Raw genomic sequence first — 17,018 nt, forward strand, 5'->3', positions numbered from 1 at the left:
GGGGTGGAGATGCGAGGGACGACCACGAAGGGCACGCTGGCGGCGGTAGGGCACAAAACGCGGCGACGGTAAAGGGACATCGGCGCCACAGCCCGGACGTCCAGCAACGTCCGGGCTCTGCGCGATACACGCGCCACGATTGCGCCGACCACCGTTCCCCACGAATCGCGCCGATCGCCGATCGCTGCATGAATACGGGCGTCGATAGGTCGAGACCACGCGACGTCGCCGTCCGAATGACCGATAGCGCCGCGCCGAGGAACGGGACAAACATCTCTTGACCCCCGGAAAAACCCCCGGTAAGGCCGGAGGATGCGGGTTTGTCGACGTCTGGCCTTGGGCGCAGGAGGAGCCGTCTTTCTCGGGGCCCTCGCTTCCTCCGCCGCGAACACAACCCCCAGCGCCCCTCCCCGACCCACCTCGCCACCGGCCCCCTCCTCATCCTCATCCACCCCGCGGGGCCTCAAGTCGTTCGCCATCGCCGCTGGCCCGCTCGCGCAGATCGGCGGCCCTGTCCCCAGCCTCTACCACGCGGGGGGCATGCTGAACCTGAGCATCCGGAGCCCGTTGTGGCTGTGGGACGTCGGCACCACGTTCGCCGTGGCCGTGGTCCCCGAGGAACGCTTCCGCGCGCCGATGCGTGGATACGACGTCTCCATCTTCACGCACATCGGCGTCCGACCCTGGGCGTTTTTCGGGGTCTTTGCCGGCGCGCGGGTCGGCGACTGGTACGGCTGGAACGAGACGCCGAGTGGCCCCCTGGAGTCCAAGGGGGCGACCGGGGCGGGGCTCCTCGGCGCCGAGTTTTTCTGGCGGTTCGCGCCCAAGCTCGCTTTTCGTGTGCTCGCCGAAGGGGGGTACACCTTCGCCAAACCCACGCTCCGCGTGGACGCGAGGTTCGACCAGATCTGGGGCCCGCCTTTTCCTGTGTTCGGCGTCCTCTCGGTGCAGATCATTTACGACATCATGCAATATGATGTGAAGGAACCCCTGGAATGAAGACGTTACGGTTTGCCCTCGTGTTGCTCTCGATGTCGACGTTCGTCCTTGGTTGCGAGGAGGAAACCGAGGACGTCGTTTACTCCTGCGACAACCCGGACATCGGCCACTTCGATTCCAAGGGAAAACCCGACCCGTGCCATCTGGAGGAGAAGGGGAAGCCGCAGTCCCTTTGCATGGGGGGCTGCGAGGAGATTTCGCTTTCGTTCGAGCAGACGATCGTCGCTTTGTGGGTGGGCCCCGAGGGCAAGGAGCCGGCATGCCCGAAGCAGGCGCCCAAGGCGGTCTTCAACGGGTATGCAGGGCTCACGGCGCCTCCGACATGCGCGCCGTGCCGATGCTCCGAGCCCTCGTGCACCTTGCCTTCGGTGCGCGCGACGGCGGGGGACGCGTGTGGCGGGAGTGTCGTCGGCGCGGTCGAGCCGCCGTCGTCGTGGGAAGGCGGGTGCCTCGCGGGCCCGCCGCTCGGGCCTGGGGCGTTCAGCTCGGTGCACGTCGGCGCCGTGGGCACGGCGGGCTGCGAGGTCGTCGAGGATCCCCTGCCGACACCGCAGTTTGCCACGGCATGGCCGGCCCAGTGGGCGGTGGCGGCGCGCGGCGAGGCGATCGGCGAGGCGGTCGCCACGGATGCGAGCGTCTTTTGCTGCGAGCCGCTCGTGGCTCCGCGGGAGTAGACCTCGTACGAGAGGTCCAAGGACCTCCGACCAGAGGTCGGCGACCTCCTACGCAAGGTCGGCGACCTCCGACCAGAGTTTGGCGACCTCCTACGCAAGGTCGGCGACCTCCTACGCAAGGTCGGCGACCTCCGACCAGAGGTCCAACGACCTCCGACCAGAGGTTGGCGACCTCCGACCAGAGGTCCAACGACCTCCGACCAGAGGTTGGCGACCTCCTACGCAAGGTCGGCGACCTCCGACCAGAGGTTGGCGACCTCCGACCAGAGGTCGGCGACCTCCGACCAGAGGTCGGCGACCTCCTCCACAAGGTCGGCGATCTCCTCGAAGCGGGAGTCGGTCCCCCCTACACGAGTCGCTCAAGCGCGGGCATTCACGCACTCGGATCGTACGATGCGCTGCGCGGAGCGGCCGCGTGGATGGGGATCGGCGATCTCGCGGATCGCACCGTCGGCGGCACTGGAACGAGCGACCGCGCCACATCAGCCCGCAGGCCGCGCCGTGGACGCGGGCCCTGCACGCCGCCGCGCGGTCAACGTCGGCCAAGCCAGCACCACGATCGCCGAAAGCACGAGCCCAGCCCCCGCGACCTCGCTCATCGGCGTGGCCTGGCCGAGCCCGAGGAGCGCGAGCGTGGCCGAGGCGAGCACCCCGGCGAGCACGCTCGACGCGCGGTTCACCGGCACGCAAAACGCATTTTCGCGCCCATCGAGCAGAATGAGCGCGCCGAAGACACCCGTGCCCTGCGAGAGCAAGCCAATGGCGATCGCCGGCAGCAGCGCGCCCGTCCCCCCGAGCGAAAGGAACCCGGCCCGCAGCTCTTCGAGCGCCGCGCCCTTTCCGATCACCGCGCCCACCACCAGCAAAAACACCACCACCGGCGTCGCGACCATTTGCTCTTCGACGAAATATCGATACGTGTCGCGCGGGTCCTCCGATTTCGCCAGATGGCTCATGAAGCGCAGCCGCACGAAATAACTGGCGAGGTACGCGGCGACGTCGACCGAGGCCACCCACGTCATGTCGTACCTCGCCCCATCGGCGAGCGTCACGGCGAGCGAGGCGAGGCTGAGCCCGAGCGCGATCCACGAGACCATGCGGACGCGGCGCCCGCTCCCCGCGTCGACGAACGGCGCGAGGACGAGCACGCCGCCGCGCATGAGGAGCATCATGAGGACGATCGATACGCCGTCGAAGGTGTACGCGAGCGTGGTCGTCGCGATGATGACCGCCGTGGCCACGCCCGAAAGGAAGGTCCAGCGCGTGGGGACGGGGATCACGCGGCCGAGCACGGTGCGATGCGTCGCGTACCGAAAGAGGCCACGCCACGAGAGGAAGACGAGCATGCCCACGAGCGAGGCGATCGTGGTGACGGGCAAGAGTTCGAAGCCCGAGACGGCGCGCGTCATGCCGGCGATCCGGCCCTGCGACGCGAGCTTGGTGAGCGCGCTGTAGGGCCAATAGCAGGCGAAATAGCCGAACGCGTAGAGCCAGATCCGGGCGTCGTGGGCGGGGCGGGCGTCGGTCACGAGGGCGAGAGAATGCGCTGATTCTCACGCTGCGCAAAGGGCAACGGCGCGTGCGTCGAGGCCGACCCTCGGGCTATAAGCAGGCCATGTCGCCTGAGCCGGCGAAGGAATCGAGCCTCGCGCCCCTCGTGTTGCGGCTCGATCCGCGCGCGATCCTCGGAGTCACCCTGGCGGTCGTCGCGGCCTTCGTGACGCACCGCGGCTGGCTCTGCGTGTCGCTCGGGCTCACGCGGCCGGCCGAGATCACGCTCGGGATCGTCACGGTCGCGGCCACGCTCTGGCTCACCGAGGCCGTGCCGCTCTTCGTCACGAGCCTCGTCATCCTCGCGCTCGAGCTCGTCTGGCTCTCGCCCGCCCTCGACCCCGCGCACCATGGCCCGACGCTCTTCCTGAACGCGTTTTTCTCGGACGTGACGCTCCTCTTCCTCGGCGGCTTCGTGCTCAGCGTCGCCATCGAGCGCACCCAGCTCGACCGGCGCATTTCGCGCGCGCTGCTCCGCCGCGCAGGCACGTCCCCGCAACGCGTGCTGCTCGCCATGATGATCGCGACGAGCGTGATCGGCGTGTGGATGAGCAACACGGCCGCGTGCGCGCTGATGCTCGGCCCAGCGGCGTCGATGCTCGCGCGGGTCCCGCCGGGCGACGGGTTCCGCAAGGCGCTCCTGCTCGGCATCGCGTTCTCGGCGAACCTCGGCGGCCTCGCCACGCCGATCAGCTCACCGCCCAACGCGATCGTGATCCGGTACCTCGGCGCCGAGGCGCCGAGCTTCGCGGTGTGGATGGCGCTCGCCGTGCCGCTGCAGGTGGTGCTGCAGCTCGTCCTGCTCGTTTACCTCGGGCGTCGTTACCCGAGCGGCGTGAAGGCGATCACGCTCGACGACGAGCCGCCCCTTCCGTTCGGACGTCCGCAGGCGCTCGTGCTCGGCGTGTTCGTGTTGACGGTGGCGGGCTGGATCTTCGGCGGCGCGCTCTCGATCAGCTCGGGCACGGTCGCGCTCCTGCCGGTCGTGGTCTTCTTCGGCACGCACCTCCTGCGCGCGCCGGACCTGCGCGCCCTGCCGTGGGACGTGATCCTCCTGATCGGCGGCGGGCTCGCGCTCGGCGCGGCCGTCGAGCAATCGGGGCTCGCCGCGTGGGCGACACAAAGGCTCCCGACCACGGGGCTGCCGCCCTTCGTCGTGATGGGCGTCGTGGCGGTCTTCGCGGTGGTGGTCTCGTCGGTCATGAGCAACACGGCCGCGGTCAACCTGCTCGCGCCCGTGGTGGTCGGGCTCGAAGGCGTGCCCTCCGCGCCCCTGCTGCTCGTCGCGGCGTTCGCGTGCACGCTCTCGATGCCGCTGCCGGTGAGCACGCCGCCGAACGCGATGGCGTACGGGTTCAGCGTGGACCCTGCCGGGCGGGGCGAGTTCACGGCGCGGGATATGATCGTCCCGGGTACGTTCCTCACGATCGTCGGCCTCGGGGCGCTGGCCGCGTTCACGAAGCTCTGGTTTCCGCGGTTTTTGGTGTTCTGACGCGACCTAGCCGCGCTTCCGCGCCCCCATCGCAAACGCGATCCCCGCCTGCAAGCTCCCCTTCGTCACGATCCCCTGAAGCTCCGCCGAGCTTCCCACGAGCGACCGCGCCACGTCCGCGCGCACGCCCGTCAGGATCGCCTGCGTCCCGAGCAGCTTCAGCGCCGCCGCCGTTCGGACGAGCGCCTCCGCGATGTAGATGTCGCCGCCCTTCACGCCCGTCACGTCCAGGATCACCGCGCGCGCGCTCCGCTCTGACGCGCCGCGCAGCGCCGCGCCCATCACCTCTTCCGAGCGCGCCCGGTCCATCGCCCCGATGAGCGGCATCACCACCACGTCGTCCGTGATCGGGATGATCGGCGTCGACAGCTCCGCCAGGCGCTCGCGCTGCACCTCGATGATGTGCGCTTGCAGCGACTCGCGCTCGAGCTCCGCGAGCATGCGTTGTTCGAGCTCGACCCGGAGCTGCTCCGCCGTCTCGTTCGACTCCCGCGTCCGCCGCGCGACCTCCTCTTCGAGGCCCTCGTTCGTGCGCAGCAGCTCCTCCGTCACGCGCTGCACCTCCGTGTAGAGCAACGCGCTCTCCACCGCGGCGGCCGCTTGCGAGGCCAGGAAGTCCACCAGCACGAGCCGCGCCGGCACGAACGCCTCCGTCGCGAGCGCGTGCTCCAGGTAGATGATCCCCACGAGCCGGCCCTTGTGCAGCATCGGCGTGCACAGGATCGAGCGCGGCGCGCGCGCCACCATGTACCGATCCTTCGCGAAGCGACGATCCGAGCGCGCGTCGCCGAGCAAGAGCGGCTCGCGCGTGCGCCGCACGTACTCCACCACCGAGAGCGGCAGCTCCTCCGTCTCCTCCGCGAGCACGCTCGGGCCCGCCGTCAGCCGCTCCGGATCCACGACCATCGTCGCCTCGACCCAGAGGCGGCCGCCCCGCTCGATGAGCAGCATCCCCCGGTCCGCGCCCGCGCTCTCGATCACCGCGCGCACGACGCGCAAGAGCACACGTTCGAGGAGGATCTCGCCCGCGATCGCCTGCGCCGCGCGGATCACCGTGGCCGTGTCGAGCGTCGCGAACGAACGCTCGCCGGGGCTCGAGTTCGCCGGCATGTCCCAGGGCGGCGTCTCGTTCTCCCAGAGGTCCTCGTACCGCGCCGCGATGTTCTCCACCTTCGCGCGCGCGCCCCAGCGCAGGTAGGCCTTGCGCGCGTCGAGCACGTAGGCGCGCGCGAGGCGCTTTCGGCCCCGGTGGATGTGATGCACGGCCGCGCGCTCGCTCGCGAGCGCCTCGTCCTTGATCAAGCCGTGCTCGCACGCGCCCGAGATCGCGGTCTCGAAGAGGTCGATCGCCTCGGCGTCGAGCCCCTCCGCGCGCGCGCGCTCCGCGCGGACGAGGTCGAGCCGGTGCTGGTACGTCTCGGGGCAGCTCCGGGCGAGGGCGACGAGCTCGGCCTCGCGCCGATCGAGGTCCGCCCTCCGGCGCGCCTGATCCGCAGGCGTGCCCGCGTGGAGCAGCGCCGCCGCGACGAGCGCGCCGTGGAAGTGGACCTCCGTCGCGAAGTACTGCGCGATGACCGTGGGCAAAAGCGCCTCGGCCTCCGCGGCCGCCTTCTCCGCGAGCTCGAGGTCGTGGAAGAGCAGGCCGAGCTCGAGCCGCGCCGCGTGGTAGCGGCACGCGATGAACTGGAGCTTCTTCTCGACCAGCGAGGCGACGAACGACACCTCGTCGAACTCGCGATCCGAGAGCGAGATCCGACCCCGCGTCCGGCCGCGCAGGCAACGGATGAGCTGGTAGGTGATCCGCAGGTACGCCTCCGACGCCGCGTCCCGCGTCTTCTGCATCAGCGTGAGGAAGCCCTCGGCCTCCTGCTCGACGACGGCGAGGTCCTCGCCGATCCCGAGCCGCACGATCGTCGTCGAGAAACACGCATACGACAGGAACGAGAAGTCGCCCGTCGCGAGCCCTTCGCGTTGCGCGCGTTCGAGGAAGGGCAGGCACGCCGCGAGCGGGCGGCGGAACGGGTGCAGCGTCACGCCGTGGTTCAGGTAGACCTTGCAGGCGATGTTCGGGCTCGGCAGCCGGTCGTGCAGGCGCAACGCGATCTCGCCCATCCGGTACGCCTCTTCGTACCGCCGCTGCGCGACGAGGCTCATGCCGTACGCGGAGAAGCCGTACGCCGAGAGCTCCGTCGGCCCCCACGCGAGCGTCGCGCGCACCATCCGCGCGCACACGAAAAACATGAGCGACGGCGAGGAGCCGTACGCCGCCGACACGAGGTGCATCCACGTGCGCAAGGTCGCGCGCTTCCGCGCGTCGTCGAGCGGCGGGGCCGAGGTGATCGAATCGATCGAGCGGGCTTCGAGCTCGACCACGAGCTCGGCTTGTTCCTTCGCGAGCGCCGCTTCGAGCTCCGCCTCGTCCGGCAGCGCCTCGCCGAGCAGCGCGAGGGCCTCGCGGCCCACGCGCACCGCGTCCACGAACCTGCCCTGCGTCACGTAGAGCACCACCAAGAGGTCGTGCACGCCCGCGCGATCGAGGGCCGAGTTCGCATGCGAGAGGAGGAGCGCGAAGAGCTGCTCGGCCTCGTGGAACTGGCCCGTCAGGTAGGCGCACGCCGCGCGGTCCCGCGTGAGCGCGAACGTGAGGAACGTTTGCTCCTCCCAGCCGCGCTCGCCGAGCAGCTCCATGCCCGTCGCGAGGTAGCCGATCGCCGCCTCGTACGCGGCCGCGCCCTTCGCCTGTTGCCCGCCGTCGAGCGCGAGCCGCGCGACCTCCAGCCGCTCGGCCGGATCGTTCATCACCGCGATGCCGCGGCTCATGTGCAAGAGCAGCTCGAAGAGCCCTTCGCCCTCCATGCCGATCTCGTCGCGCAGCCGCCGCCCGATCGCGAGGTGCAGCGCGGGCACCTCCTCCGGGCGCAAGAGCGAGTAGGCCGCCTGCTGCACCTTGTCGTGCGAGAACCGGAACGCGCGCGGCGCGATCGGACGGGGCGGGGTCGACTTGCCCGAGCCGCGCGACGTCGAAGGCCGCACGCGCACGGGGATCACGAGCCCCTCGCTCAGCGCCGCGGCGAGGTCCGCGCGCACCTCGGTCTCCGGCCTGTCGGCGAGCGCCACGAGCGCGTCGATCTGGAACTCGTGCCCGAAGACCGACGCGAGCTCGAGCGTCCGCTGCGCCGCGGGCGAGAGGTCGCCGATCTTGTCGAGCAGGAGCGTCACGATGTCGTCGGTGACCGTCTCCTCGATCCGCGCCTCGTCCGAGATCACCGTGCCCGTCGCGGGATCGACCTCGACGAGGCCCTCGCGCACGAGCGTGCCGAGGAGCTGCCGGATGAAGAGCGGATTGCCGCTCGTCTTGCTCCAGAGGAGCACGCCGAGCGACTCCACGTCCGCGAGGTCGCAGCCGAGCAGCCCCGCGACGAGCGCGCGCACGTCCGACGGGCGCAGCGGCCGGAGTTCGACCTTCGAGACGGGCACGCCTTGCCACTCGACCTCGTCGATCACGCGCCCGACGGCCCGGAACCCGTCTCCGTCCTCGCGGCCGCGGAACGCCACGACGACGAGCAGGTAACTCGACTGCGGATCCGAGAGCAGGTCGCGCAGGAGCTTGAGCGAGGCGGGGTCGGCCCACTGGAGATCGTCGAGGAAGAGCAGCACCGGCCGGCGCCGCGTGAACACCGACAGGAAGCGCTGCACGACGAGCGCGAAGCGGTTCTGCGACTCGATCGGGCCGAGGTCCGGCGCGGCCTCCGCAGGCCCGAAGAGCAGGCCGACCTCGGGGACCACACGCGTGACGAGCTCGGCGTTCGGCCCGAGCGCGACGTCGATCTCGCTGCGGATGCGCGCGAGCTCGGACTCGCTCTCGGCGAGCGCCGCGCGCACGAGCTCGCCGAGCGCATGGCCAAAGCCCGAGAACGGCAGGCCTTGCCCGATCGGATCGAACTTGCCCGTGACGATGTAGGCGTCGTCGGGGCCGATGCGCGTGGCCGCGTCGAGGACGAGCGCGGTCTTGCCCATCCCGGGGGCGCCCTGGATGGCGAAGAGCTCCCGCCCGCCACGCCGCGCTCGCTCGATCGCCGAGGCGAACGCCTCGCGCTCCGCGTCGCGGCCGTAGAGACGGACCGCTGACGCCAGCATCGTCGGCCGGTCCTGACCACCGAGCGGGAAGGGATCGATGCGGCCCGATTTGCGCAGCCGCGTGAGACACGTCTCGAGGTCGGCCACGAGGCCGCGCGCGCTCTGGTACCGATCGTCGGCGCCCTTCGCGAGCAGCTTGAGCACGAGGCGCGACACGGCCGGCGGCACGTTCGGTTCGAGCTCGTGGGGCGGCTTCGGCGTGCGCGCGAGGTGCGCGTGCACGAGCGTGACCGGGTCCTGCGTGGTGAAGGGCGGCGAGCCCGTGAGCATCTCGTAGAGCACGGCGCCGAGCCCGTAGAGGTCGGCGCGGTGGTCGACCGGGCGGTTCGTGCGGCCCGTCTGCTCGGGCGGCATGTACGCGAGCGTGCCCTCGGGCGCTTGCGGGTTCGGCGTGCGCAGCGACTCCTCGCCGACGCGCGCGGCCGAGGTGAAGTGGAGGAGCCAGACGGCGCCGTCGTCCTCGCGGAAGAGGACGTTCTTCGGCGCGATGTCGCGGTGGACGATGCCGTGCGCCGCGAGCGTGGAGAGCGCCCGCCCGAGCGCGATCGAGATCTCCAGCGCGGTCTCGATGCGCAGCCGGCGCAAGGTGAGCAGCTCGGCGAGCGTGCATCCGCCGGGGTCGGCGCGGAGCAACGCGAACACGTCGCCGTGCTCGACGAGGCCGAGCGTGCGCGGGACGATGGTCTCGCCGAGGTCCTTGGCGATGGCGTGGGCGCGGCGGATGCGCGCGCGTTCTTCCCCGCGGGCGCGGGCACGGGCCGTCTCGACGAGCACGGGCGTGCCGTCCTCGAGCTGGCCGCGGTGCAGAGCGAAGCGCGCGTCCTCAGCGAGGGTTGCGATGATGGTGCAGCCGGGGAACTCGGGGACCATGCGGGGGGAGCCTCCGCCGGAGGTGGAGTTTCGACCGCACGATACGGCGGGTTCGGGCGCGGATGGAAGGGGCGAAGGGTCCGGGATCTTGCTCGCGCCGGGGAAAACCCTCTTGGTCGACGTTGGGGGCTCCGGTCGACCTTGGGCCCGGTTACGGCTTCGGCGGCGAGGGCTGGTGGGGGGCGCGCGTCTTCGGCGTCCATCCCTTGGAGTACGCGCCGTGTTTCTTCGGCGTGGGCTGGGGGGGCGGGCGCCAGAGCGTCGGATCGGCGTCGGCGGCAGGGTCGGGCGTGGCGTCGGCGCAGCAACGGAAGGAGACGAAGTAATAGGTGAACTCCGGCTCGTGGCTGACGGTCATGGGCCGGCAGGCGTTCCGCACGTGGCCCCAGGCGCCGCCTTTCAGCCCGGCCCACTTCGACTTTTCGTAGTTCTTCTCCGCGTTGACCCACTCGTCCACGTTTCCGGTTTGATCGTGGACGTCGAACCCGCTCGTGCAGCCGGGCATCTCGCCGCTCGACACGCTCTGGTCGAGGCGAAAAAGCTCCTGATCCTGGAGCCAGGCCTCACGCGAATAAATGTTCTTGAGGACGGGTTGGTACCAGGGGTTGTCGATGTTGCAGGTTTTGGGGTCGCGCTTGTACCCATAAGGGAATGGCGTCTTTTTCGGCCCTTCACAGGCCGCGACCCACTCGCTCTCCCAGCAGAGTCGTTTTCCCTGCTCCTGGCACATCTGCAGCGAGTCGTACCAGTCGACCATGACGGGCGGGTGCGCGCCCGCCTGGTTCGGGTACTCGTATTTGTCGATGCAGTATCGCTGGCGCCGGAGCTCCGTCTTGCACTTCTGCGCCTGCTCGGCGAACTCGTGGCAGATGATGATCTTGTTCGGCTTGTTGTGCTCTTTTTTCAAGCACTCGAGCTCGACGTCAGGGCAATACGTCGTGTCGACGAACGCCATGCCCTCCGGGCAAGGCGACTTCGCTTTCGCCTCACTCGCCGGCGCCGCGGACATCAGCTCCGCGCTCGCGCTCGTGGAAGGAGCGGCCGTTTTCGCCGTGGGAACGAGCTCCGCCGGGGGCGCGCTCGGCGTTGGGCTCGGCACGCCCGTCGCGTTCGCTCCTTTTGGGAACTCCGTTGGACCGCCGCAGCTCGATGCCGTGAGGGACATCACGACAACCACGGTCAACCTTTTCAAATTCGATCCCATGCTGGACTCATGCGTGTGATACCTTGCCCGCCCTCGCATGAAAATCCACGAGTATCAAGCCAAGCAAATCTTCGCACGCTACGGGATCCCCGTGCCGAAGGGTGAGCCTGCCTTCTCCGTGGCGGAGGCGGAGGCCGCGGCGCAACGCCTGATCGAGGCGACCGGGATCCCGGTGGTCGTCGTGAAAGCCCAGATCCACGCAGGCGGCCGCGGCAAAGGCGGCGGCGTGAAGGTCGCAAAGGGCGGCGTCGCCGAAGCACGCGCGCTCGCCGAGAAAATCCTCGGCATGCAGCTCATCACGGTGCAGACGGGCCCCGCCGGGCAGAAGGTCCGCCGGCTCTACATCGAGCAGGGCCTCGACATCGACCGCGAGATCTACCTCGCGCTCACGCTCGACCGCGACCGCCGCCGCATCGCCGTGATGGCCTCGCGGGAGGGCGGCATGGACATCGAGCAGGTCGCCCACGACACGCCCGAGAAGATCCACACGCTGCACGTCGACCCCGTGATCGGCCTCGCCCCCTACCAGGCCCGCAAGCTCGCGTTCGCGCTCGGGCTCGGGGCGAAGGAGCAGATGCGGCAGTTCACGAAGCTGCTCGACGGCCTCTACAAGTGCTTCCTCGCCGAGGACTGCTCGCTCGTCGAGGTGAACCCGCTCGTCGTGACGAAGAAGGGCGACATCGTCGCGCTCGACGGCAAGATGACGTTCGACGACAACGCCGAGATCCGCCACCCCGAGTGGGCGAATCTGCGCGACGCGGACGAGGAGGATCCGGTCGAGCTCGAGGCGAAGCAGGTGGGCATCTCGTACGTCTCGCTCGACGGCGACATCGGCTGTCTCGTGAACGGCGCGGGCCTCGCGATGGGCACGATGGACATCATCCTGCACTACGGCGGCAAGCCCGCGAACTTCCTCGACGTCGGCGGCGGCGCCACGCAGGAGCAGGTGAAGAAGGCGTTCCAGATGATCCTTCGCTCCGACAAGGTGAAGGGCATCTTCGTCAACATCTTCGGCGGCATCATGCGCTGCGACGTGGTCGCGGCGGGTATCGTCGCGGCGACGAAGGAGCTCGGTTTGTCGGTGCCGCTCGTGGTGCGGCTCGAAGGCACGAACGTCGAGGCGGGTCGCAAGATCCTCGACGAGAGCGGCCTGAAAATCGAGAGCGCTTCTTCCATGGGCGACGGCGCGCAAAAGATCGTCGCCGCGGTGAAACCGGGCGCCGCGGCCTGATGCCGGGGATGATTTTCGTCACGAAAAGGAACCAGTTGCGATGAGCATTCTCGTCAACAAGGACACGCGGGTCGTCATCCAAGGCATCACCGGGGAGTACGGCTCGCAGCACGCCCGCGCCTGCCTCGCCTACGGCACGAAGATCGTCGCCGGCGTCACGCCCGGCCGCGGCGGCCAGCGATTCGAGGACAAGGTCCCGATGTTCGACACGGTGGAAGAAGCCGTGAAGAAAGAGGGCGCCGACGTCTCCTGCATCTTCGTCCCGCCCGTGGGCGCGGCCGACGCGATCGTCGAGGCCGCGGACGCCGGCTGTCGGCTCGTCATCTGCATCACGGAGGGCATTCCGGTGCTCGACATGGTGAAGGTGCGCCGGTACCTCGAAGGCAAGCCGACGCGCCTCATCGGGCCGAACTGCCCCGGCATCATCACGCCCGAGGAATGCAAGATCGGCATCATGCCGGGGCATATCCACAAGAAGGGCCATATCGGCGTTCTGTCGAAGTCGGGCACGCTCACGTACGAGGCGGTCGGTCAGCTCACGGCGCTGGGCATTGGCCAGTCGTCGTGCGTGGGTATCGGCGGCGACCCGGTCGCGGGCATGGACTTCATCGACGTGCTCGAGCTCTTCAATGAGGACCCGGACACGCACGGCGTGATCATGATCGGCGAGATCGGCGGCGGCGCGGAGCAGAAGGCCGCGGCGTGGATCAAGGCGAACATGAAGAAGCCCGTGGCGGCGCTGATCGCGGGGCGCGCCGCGCCTCCCGGCAAGCGCATGGGCCACGCGGGCGCCATCATCTCGGGCGGCAAGGGCACGGCGGACGAGAAGATCGCTGCGCTCGAAGACGCCGGCGTGAAGGTCGCCCCGACCCCGGCCGACATGGCCGCGACGCTCGTCAGCTTGATGAAGTAATCGCCCTCGGGGGCCCTTCCCAGGGCCCCTCACCCCTTCCTCCCATCTCCCTTGCTCCCGGATCGCAGCGCGCGAGATTGCGTGCGCTTGCCGAGCCGCGCGAGAAACGTCCACGACACACGCTGTGGAGATCGCGCTGATTTCGCGAAGCGAGCGCGATCAAAAGTCTTGACGAAGGAAGGCGCCTTGCGTTGCATGGTTCGTACGCTCGCACCCCGGGCACCCGGCGGACGATTCTTGCGTCGGCGAAGTCGCGGGGCCGAGCGTGGGCTCGGATGACCGAGCTCCAGGGGGCGACCTTCCTATTTTCGAACGAAAGGTGGAGAAGCCATGAGCGCTGCTTCGTCATCTCCCAATTTCAATTATGGATACCCGACGCCGGGCCCGCAGACTCCCAGCGGGCAGCAGGTGATGAATCACGTTTTTTTCCTCTCCGAGACAGGCTGGAAGCGGGCGCGCGAGGAGGAGACGTTCGATTACATCGTCATCGGCAGCGGCTTCTGCGCGCTGGCGTTCGCCGAGCGCACGCTCAGCAAGAACCCCCACGCGAAGATCCTGATCGTCGAGCGCGGCTCGTTTTTCCTCCCGCAGCACTTCCAGAACCTGCCCATCTCCTACCAGCGCACCCTGGGCGGCCTCTCCGAGACCTTCCCCTGGACCCTGTCGGCCAATACAGTGGCCCAGCCCCCGGGCAACATCCAGTTCCAGCACGGAATGGTGCCCTTCTTCGGCGGTCGCAGCACCCTGTGGAGCGCGTGGTGCCCCCGCCCCACGCACGAGGAAATGGCGGGCTGGCCGGAGGAGGTCATTCGCGCGGCGAACGAATACTTCGGAGAGGCCGAGAAGCTGCTGAACGTCGTCCCCGCCGACGAGATCGACAAGAATCTCGACGAACCCAAGCTCAAGCGGAAGGTTGCCCAGACCCGCCCGGTCTACGCCAAGTTGCAACAAGAGCTGCAGAAGATGCTGCAAGAGAACCGGCGCAAGGTCTCTTCGTTGACGCGCTTCATGGCGGCGCCGTTGGCGGTCGGGGCCGGCGTGCAAGAGGGCCTCGACTTCGCGAAGTTCTCGACGCCTGCGCCGCTGCTCAACCTGATCGACCGTCAGGCGAGGCTCGCCGCGAAGGGCGAAGGCAGCCCGCTGCACATCGCGACCGACTGCGTGGTCACCCGAATTCTCCAGCAGAATCTCATCAAAAATGGACAAACGGAGCACCACGCCACCGCGCTCGAGACCTCCCGCGGGGTCGTGAACGTGGGCAACGCGAAGGTGATCCTGGCCATGGGGACGCTGCCGGCGACCACGCTGGTGCTCAATTCGTTCCCGCAGGTCGAGAAGGCAGGCACGCGCTTCACCTCGCACTTCATCACCTCGGTGATCGCGCGTATCCCCCGGAACGCCTACCCCTTCGGCGACAAGCTCGAGGAGCTCGAACTCGCGGCGATCTACGTCGCGGGAGAGAACCCGAAGAGCAAAATGCAGTACCATATTCAGCTCTCGGTGCTCTCCGACAAGAACCCGGAGCAATACGCCGAAAAGGCAGCGCGCTACATGCCGGACGTCGTGGCGACGGCGTCGCAGGCGCAGCTCGCGACATCGCAGGACCACCTGGTCTTCGTGTGCGCCGTGCTGGGCGAGATCGACTGCAACAACCCGCAGAACTTCTTCCGTCCCAATGGCGGGTCGGATCCCACCACGAACGTGACCTTGCAGGTGCTGGCCAGCGACACGGACCGGGCGACGTGGGACACGATGGATGAGGGGACGTTCCAGCTCCTCGAAGGCGCGCTGTTTCCCCCGGACGCGAAGAACAAGGGGATCGAATACTGGCACGGCGATCCCAACAAGGGCGAATGGACGAAGGAGCGGCCCAGCATCACCGAGCGCCGCGTGCCCGGCCTCGTCCACGAGGGCTCCACCCTGTGGATCGACAAAGGCAAGGAGGGCGTGGTGGACCTGAACTACAAGCTCAACGGCGTCGAAAATGTGTACGTGACGGGCGGTAGCCTCTGGCCGGTCAGCGGGTCGTGGAACCCGACCCTGACGATGGTCGCGCTCACGCAGAACCTCGCCGACCATCTGGCCAAGAAGCCCTAGCAAAACTCAGGGAAACCGGCTCCGCCGCCTCCGCGAAGGCACGCCCGAGCTCCGCTTCGCGCCTCCCGTGAGGATCCGGCGCGGGTACATCGAGATACGCTTTCGCGCCACCGGGTTCGGCGGCAACAACGAAATCGCCACCGCGGCGACGTCCGCCTCGTTCGCCGCCTGCCGCACCGCCCCGAGGCCTCCGTCGAGGAAACGGCGCACGAGGTCCTCCATGGCCTCGTCCGCGCCGGACGCGAGCAACCCATCCGTGAACAGAAGCAGATGCCGCACGCCCGCGAGCTTGCGCTCCCCCGCGCGCATGAACGCCTCGGCCGAAGGCTCGCCGGAGAGCACGTGCGCGTCCTCGGGCGCGAGGCGCTCGAACGAGCCATCCGCCCGGACCACGACGACCTGGCTCCGGCCGACCATCACCCACTCGAACGTGTCCTTCGCCATCCGCACCACGGCCGCCGCGCTGCCCGTTTGCGCCCCGCCCTGGGCCCGCGCCGCGCCGATGCGCCGATTCGCCTCCTGACACAGCTCCGCGAGCGGCGCGCGTGTCCGCTCGCCGAACACCTCGCTCGCGATCGCCCCGCTCCGCCCCCCGTCGAACACGCCGTACACGTGGCCCGACACGAGCAGCACGTCCTCGTTCGTCGCCTCGCCCGGGGCACCGGAAGACGCGGCCGCTTCGAACAGCGTCTCGACCGTCATGGCCAGCGCTCTCCGGGGGGCCTTTCGCTTCATGGCCTTTCCATCCAACCAGGCTCGCGGCTTTCCGTCAATCGCCGGGCACGCTCACTTCTTGCTGCGAAAAGCGTCCGTCGCCGTGACGAGCTCGTGGATGATTCCAGGCTCGAACGCCGAGTGCCCCGCGTCGGGCACGAGACGAAGGTTTGCCTCGGGAAAGGCGCGGTGCAGATCCCACGCGCTCTTCGCGGGACAAACCACGTCGTAGCGCCCCTGCACGATGACGGTGGGGATGTGGCGAATGCGGCCCACGTCCGTGAGGAGCTGCCCGTCGTGCTCGAAGAACCCGCGGTTCACGAAGTAATGGCACTCGATACGGGCGAATGCGTCGGCGAACGTGGCGCCCGCGCAGCGCGCGATGTAATCGTGGTTCTGGAAGAGGAAGCTCGTGCTGCCCTCCCACACGCTCCACGCGCGCGCCGCGGCTTGCCGCACGGCCGGGTCGTCGCTCGTGAGGCGCCGATGATATGCGGCCACGAGATCCCCCCGCTCCGCCTCGGGGATCGCGGCGAGGTACGCGTCCCAGGCGTCGGGGAAAAACGCGCCCGCGCCGGTGTCCTGGTAAAACCAGTCGATCTCCCACTTGCGCAAAAGGAAGATCCCCCGGAGCACGAGCTCCGTGACGCGCTCGGGGTGCTTCTCCGCGTAGGCGAGGGCGAGCGTCGAGCCCCACGAGCCGCCGAAGACCTGCCAGCGCTCGATCCCGAGGTGCTCGCGCAGCCGCTCGATGTCCGAGACCAGGTGCCAGGTCGTATTGTCGTCGAGCGACGCGTGGGGCGTGCTCTTGCCGCAGCCGCGCTGGTCGAAGAGGACGATGCGGTAATGGGCCGGATCGAAGAACCGCCGCTGCTTCGCGTCGCTGCCGCCGCCGGGCCCGCCGTGCAGGAAGACGACGGGTTTTCCGGTGGGATTGCCGGACTCCTCGAAATAGAGCTCGTGCACGTCGGAGACGCGCAGGCGCCCGGTACGGAAGGGCTCGATTTCGGGGTAGATGGGTCTGCGAATGGGGAGGGATCCGGCCATGGGCGCGCGAGCTTGCCAGACGGACCCACGCCTGTCCATCGGGGGAATCTTCCGGAATCATCAGAACGCGTGGTATGTCTCGGGCCGCC

The 17,018-nt window shown here is 68.9% G+C and carries 11 protein-coding genes; 6 read left to right on the top strand and 5 right to left on the bottom strand.

Features of this window, described 5'->3' with window-relative positions; genetic code table 11:
- The first annotated feature begins 540 nt into the window (after positions 1–540).
- Together E8A74_RS09950 and E8A74_RS09955 are read left to right on the top strand one after the other, a co-directional pair.
- On the top strand, positions 541–999 hold the full coding sequence (locus E8A74_RS09950) for a hypothetical protein (protein WP_136928721.1): 459 nt from the start codon (positions 541–543) through the stop codon (positions 997–999).
- Positions 996–1,673, top strand: a complete 678-nt coding sequence (locus E8A74_RS09955; RefSeq protein ID WP_136928722.1) for a hypothetical protein — start codon at positions 996–998, stop codon at positions 1,671–1,673. The genes E8A74_RS09950 and E8A74_RS09955 overlap by 4 nt, the downstream gene beginning before the upstream one ends.
- A gap of 482 nt (positions 1,674–2,155) precedes the next feature.
- Here E8A74_RS09955 and E8A74_RS09965 read toward each other — a convergent pair whose 3' ends face one another.
- On the bottom strand, positions 2,156–3,202 hold the full coding sequence (locus tag E8A74_RS09965) for a hypothetical protein (protein WP_136928723.1): 1,047 nt from the start codon (positions 3,200–3,202) through the stop codon (positions 2,156–2,158).
- Positions 3,203–3,288: 86 nt separating this feature from the next.
- On the opposite strand from E8A74_RS09965, the gene E8A74_RS09970 reads away from it, so the two are divergent.
- Positions 3,289–4,716, top strand: coding sequence for an SLC13 family permease (locus E8A74_RS09970; protein ID WP_136928724.1), 1,428 nt, complete (start codon positions 3,289–3,291; stop codon positions 4,714–4,716).
- A 6-nt stretch (positions 4,717–4,722) separates the two neighbouring features.
- On the opposite strand, the gene E8A74_RS09975 is transcribed toward E8A74_RS09970, so the two are convergent.
- Positions 4,723–9,723, bottom strand: a complete 5,001-nt coding sequence (locus E8A74_RS09975) for an AAA family ATPase (RefSeq protein WP_136928725.1) — start codon at positions 9,721–9,723, stop codon at positions 4,723–4,725.
- Positions 9,724–9,874: 151 nt separating this feature from the next.
- Positions 9,875–10,822, bottom strand: a complete 948-nt coding sequence (locus E8A74_RS09980; protein ID WP_170229011.1) for a formylglycine-generating enzyme family protein — start codon at positions 10,820–10,822, stop codon at positions 9,875–9,877.
- 142 nt (positions 10,823–10,964) lie between these two features.
- Between E8A74_RS09980 and sucC the strand changes: the two genes are divergently transcribed.
- The 3 genes from sucC (at position 10,965) to E8A74_RS09995 (ending at position 15,168) form a co-directional block, all read left to right on the top strand.
- Positions 10,965–12,158, top strand: a complete 1,194-nt coding sequence (gene sucC / locus E8A74_RS09985; protein ID WP_136928727.1) for an ADP-forming succinate--CoA ligase subunit beta — start codon at positions 10,965–10,967, stop codon at positions 12,156–12,158.
- Between the two features lie 40 nt (positions 12,159–12,198).
- Positions 12,199–13,071 (top strand): succinate--CoA ligase subunit alpha, encoded by an 873-nt coding sequence (sucD, locus tag E8A74_RS09990; RefSeq protein ID WP_136928728.1) that lies wholly within the window; start codon positions 12,199–12,201, stop codon positions 13,069–13,071.
- Between the two features lie 330 nt (positions 13,072–13,401).
- The gene (locus E8A74_RS09995) at positions 13,402–15,168 is read left to right on the top strand and encodes a GMC oxidoreductase (protein WP_136928729.1); all 1,767 of its coding nucleotides are present in this window, start codon (positions 13,402–13,404) and stop codon (positions 15,166–15,168) included.
- A gap of 6 nt (positions 15,169–15,174) precedes the next feature.
- On the opposite strand, the gene E8A74_RS10000 is transcribed toward E8A74_RS09995, so the two are convergent.
- Entirely contained in the window at positions 15,175–15,903 is a 729-nt protein-coding gene (locus E8A74_RS10000) for a PP2C family serine/threonine-protein phosphatase (protein ID WP_136928730.1), read from the bottom strand.
- A 51-nt stretch (positions 15,904–15,954) separates the two neighbouring features.
- Entirely contained in the window at positions 15,955–16,929 is a 975-nt protein-coding gene (gene pip, locus E8A74_RS10005) for a prolyl aminopeptidase (RefSeq protein ID WP_136928731.1), read from the bottom strand.
- Between the last annotated feature and the right edge of the window lie 89 nt (positions 16,930–17,018).

Origin of the sequence: Polyangium fumosum, from assembly GCF_005144585.1 — a bacterium.
In the GTDB taxonomy this organism is placed as follows: domain Bacteria; phylum Myxococcota_A; class Polyangia; order Polyangiales; family Polyangiaceae; genus Polyangium; species Polyangium fumosum.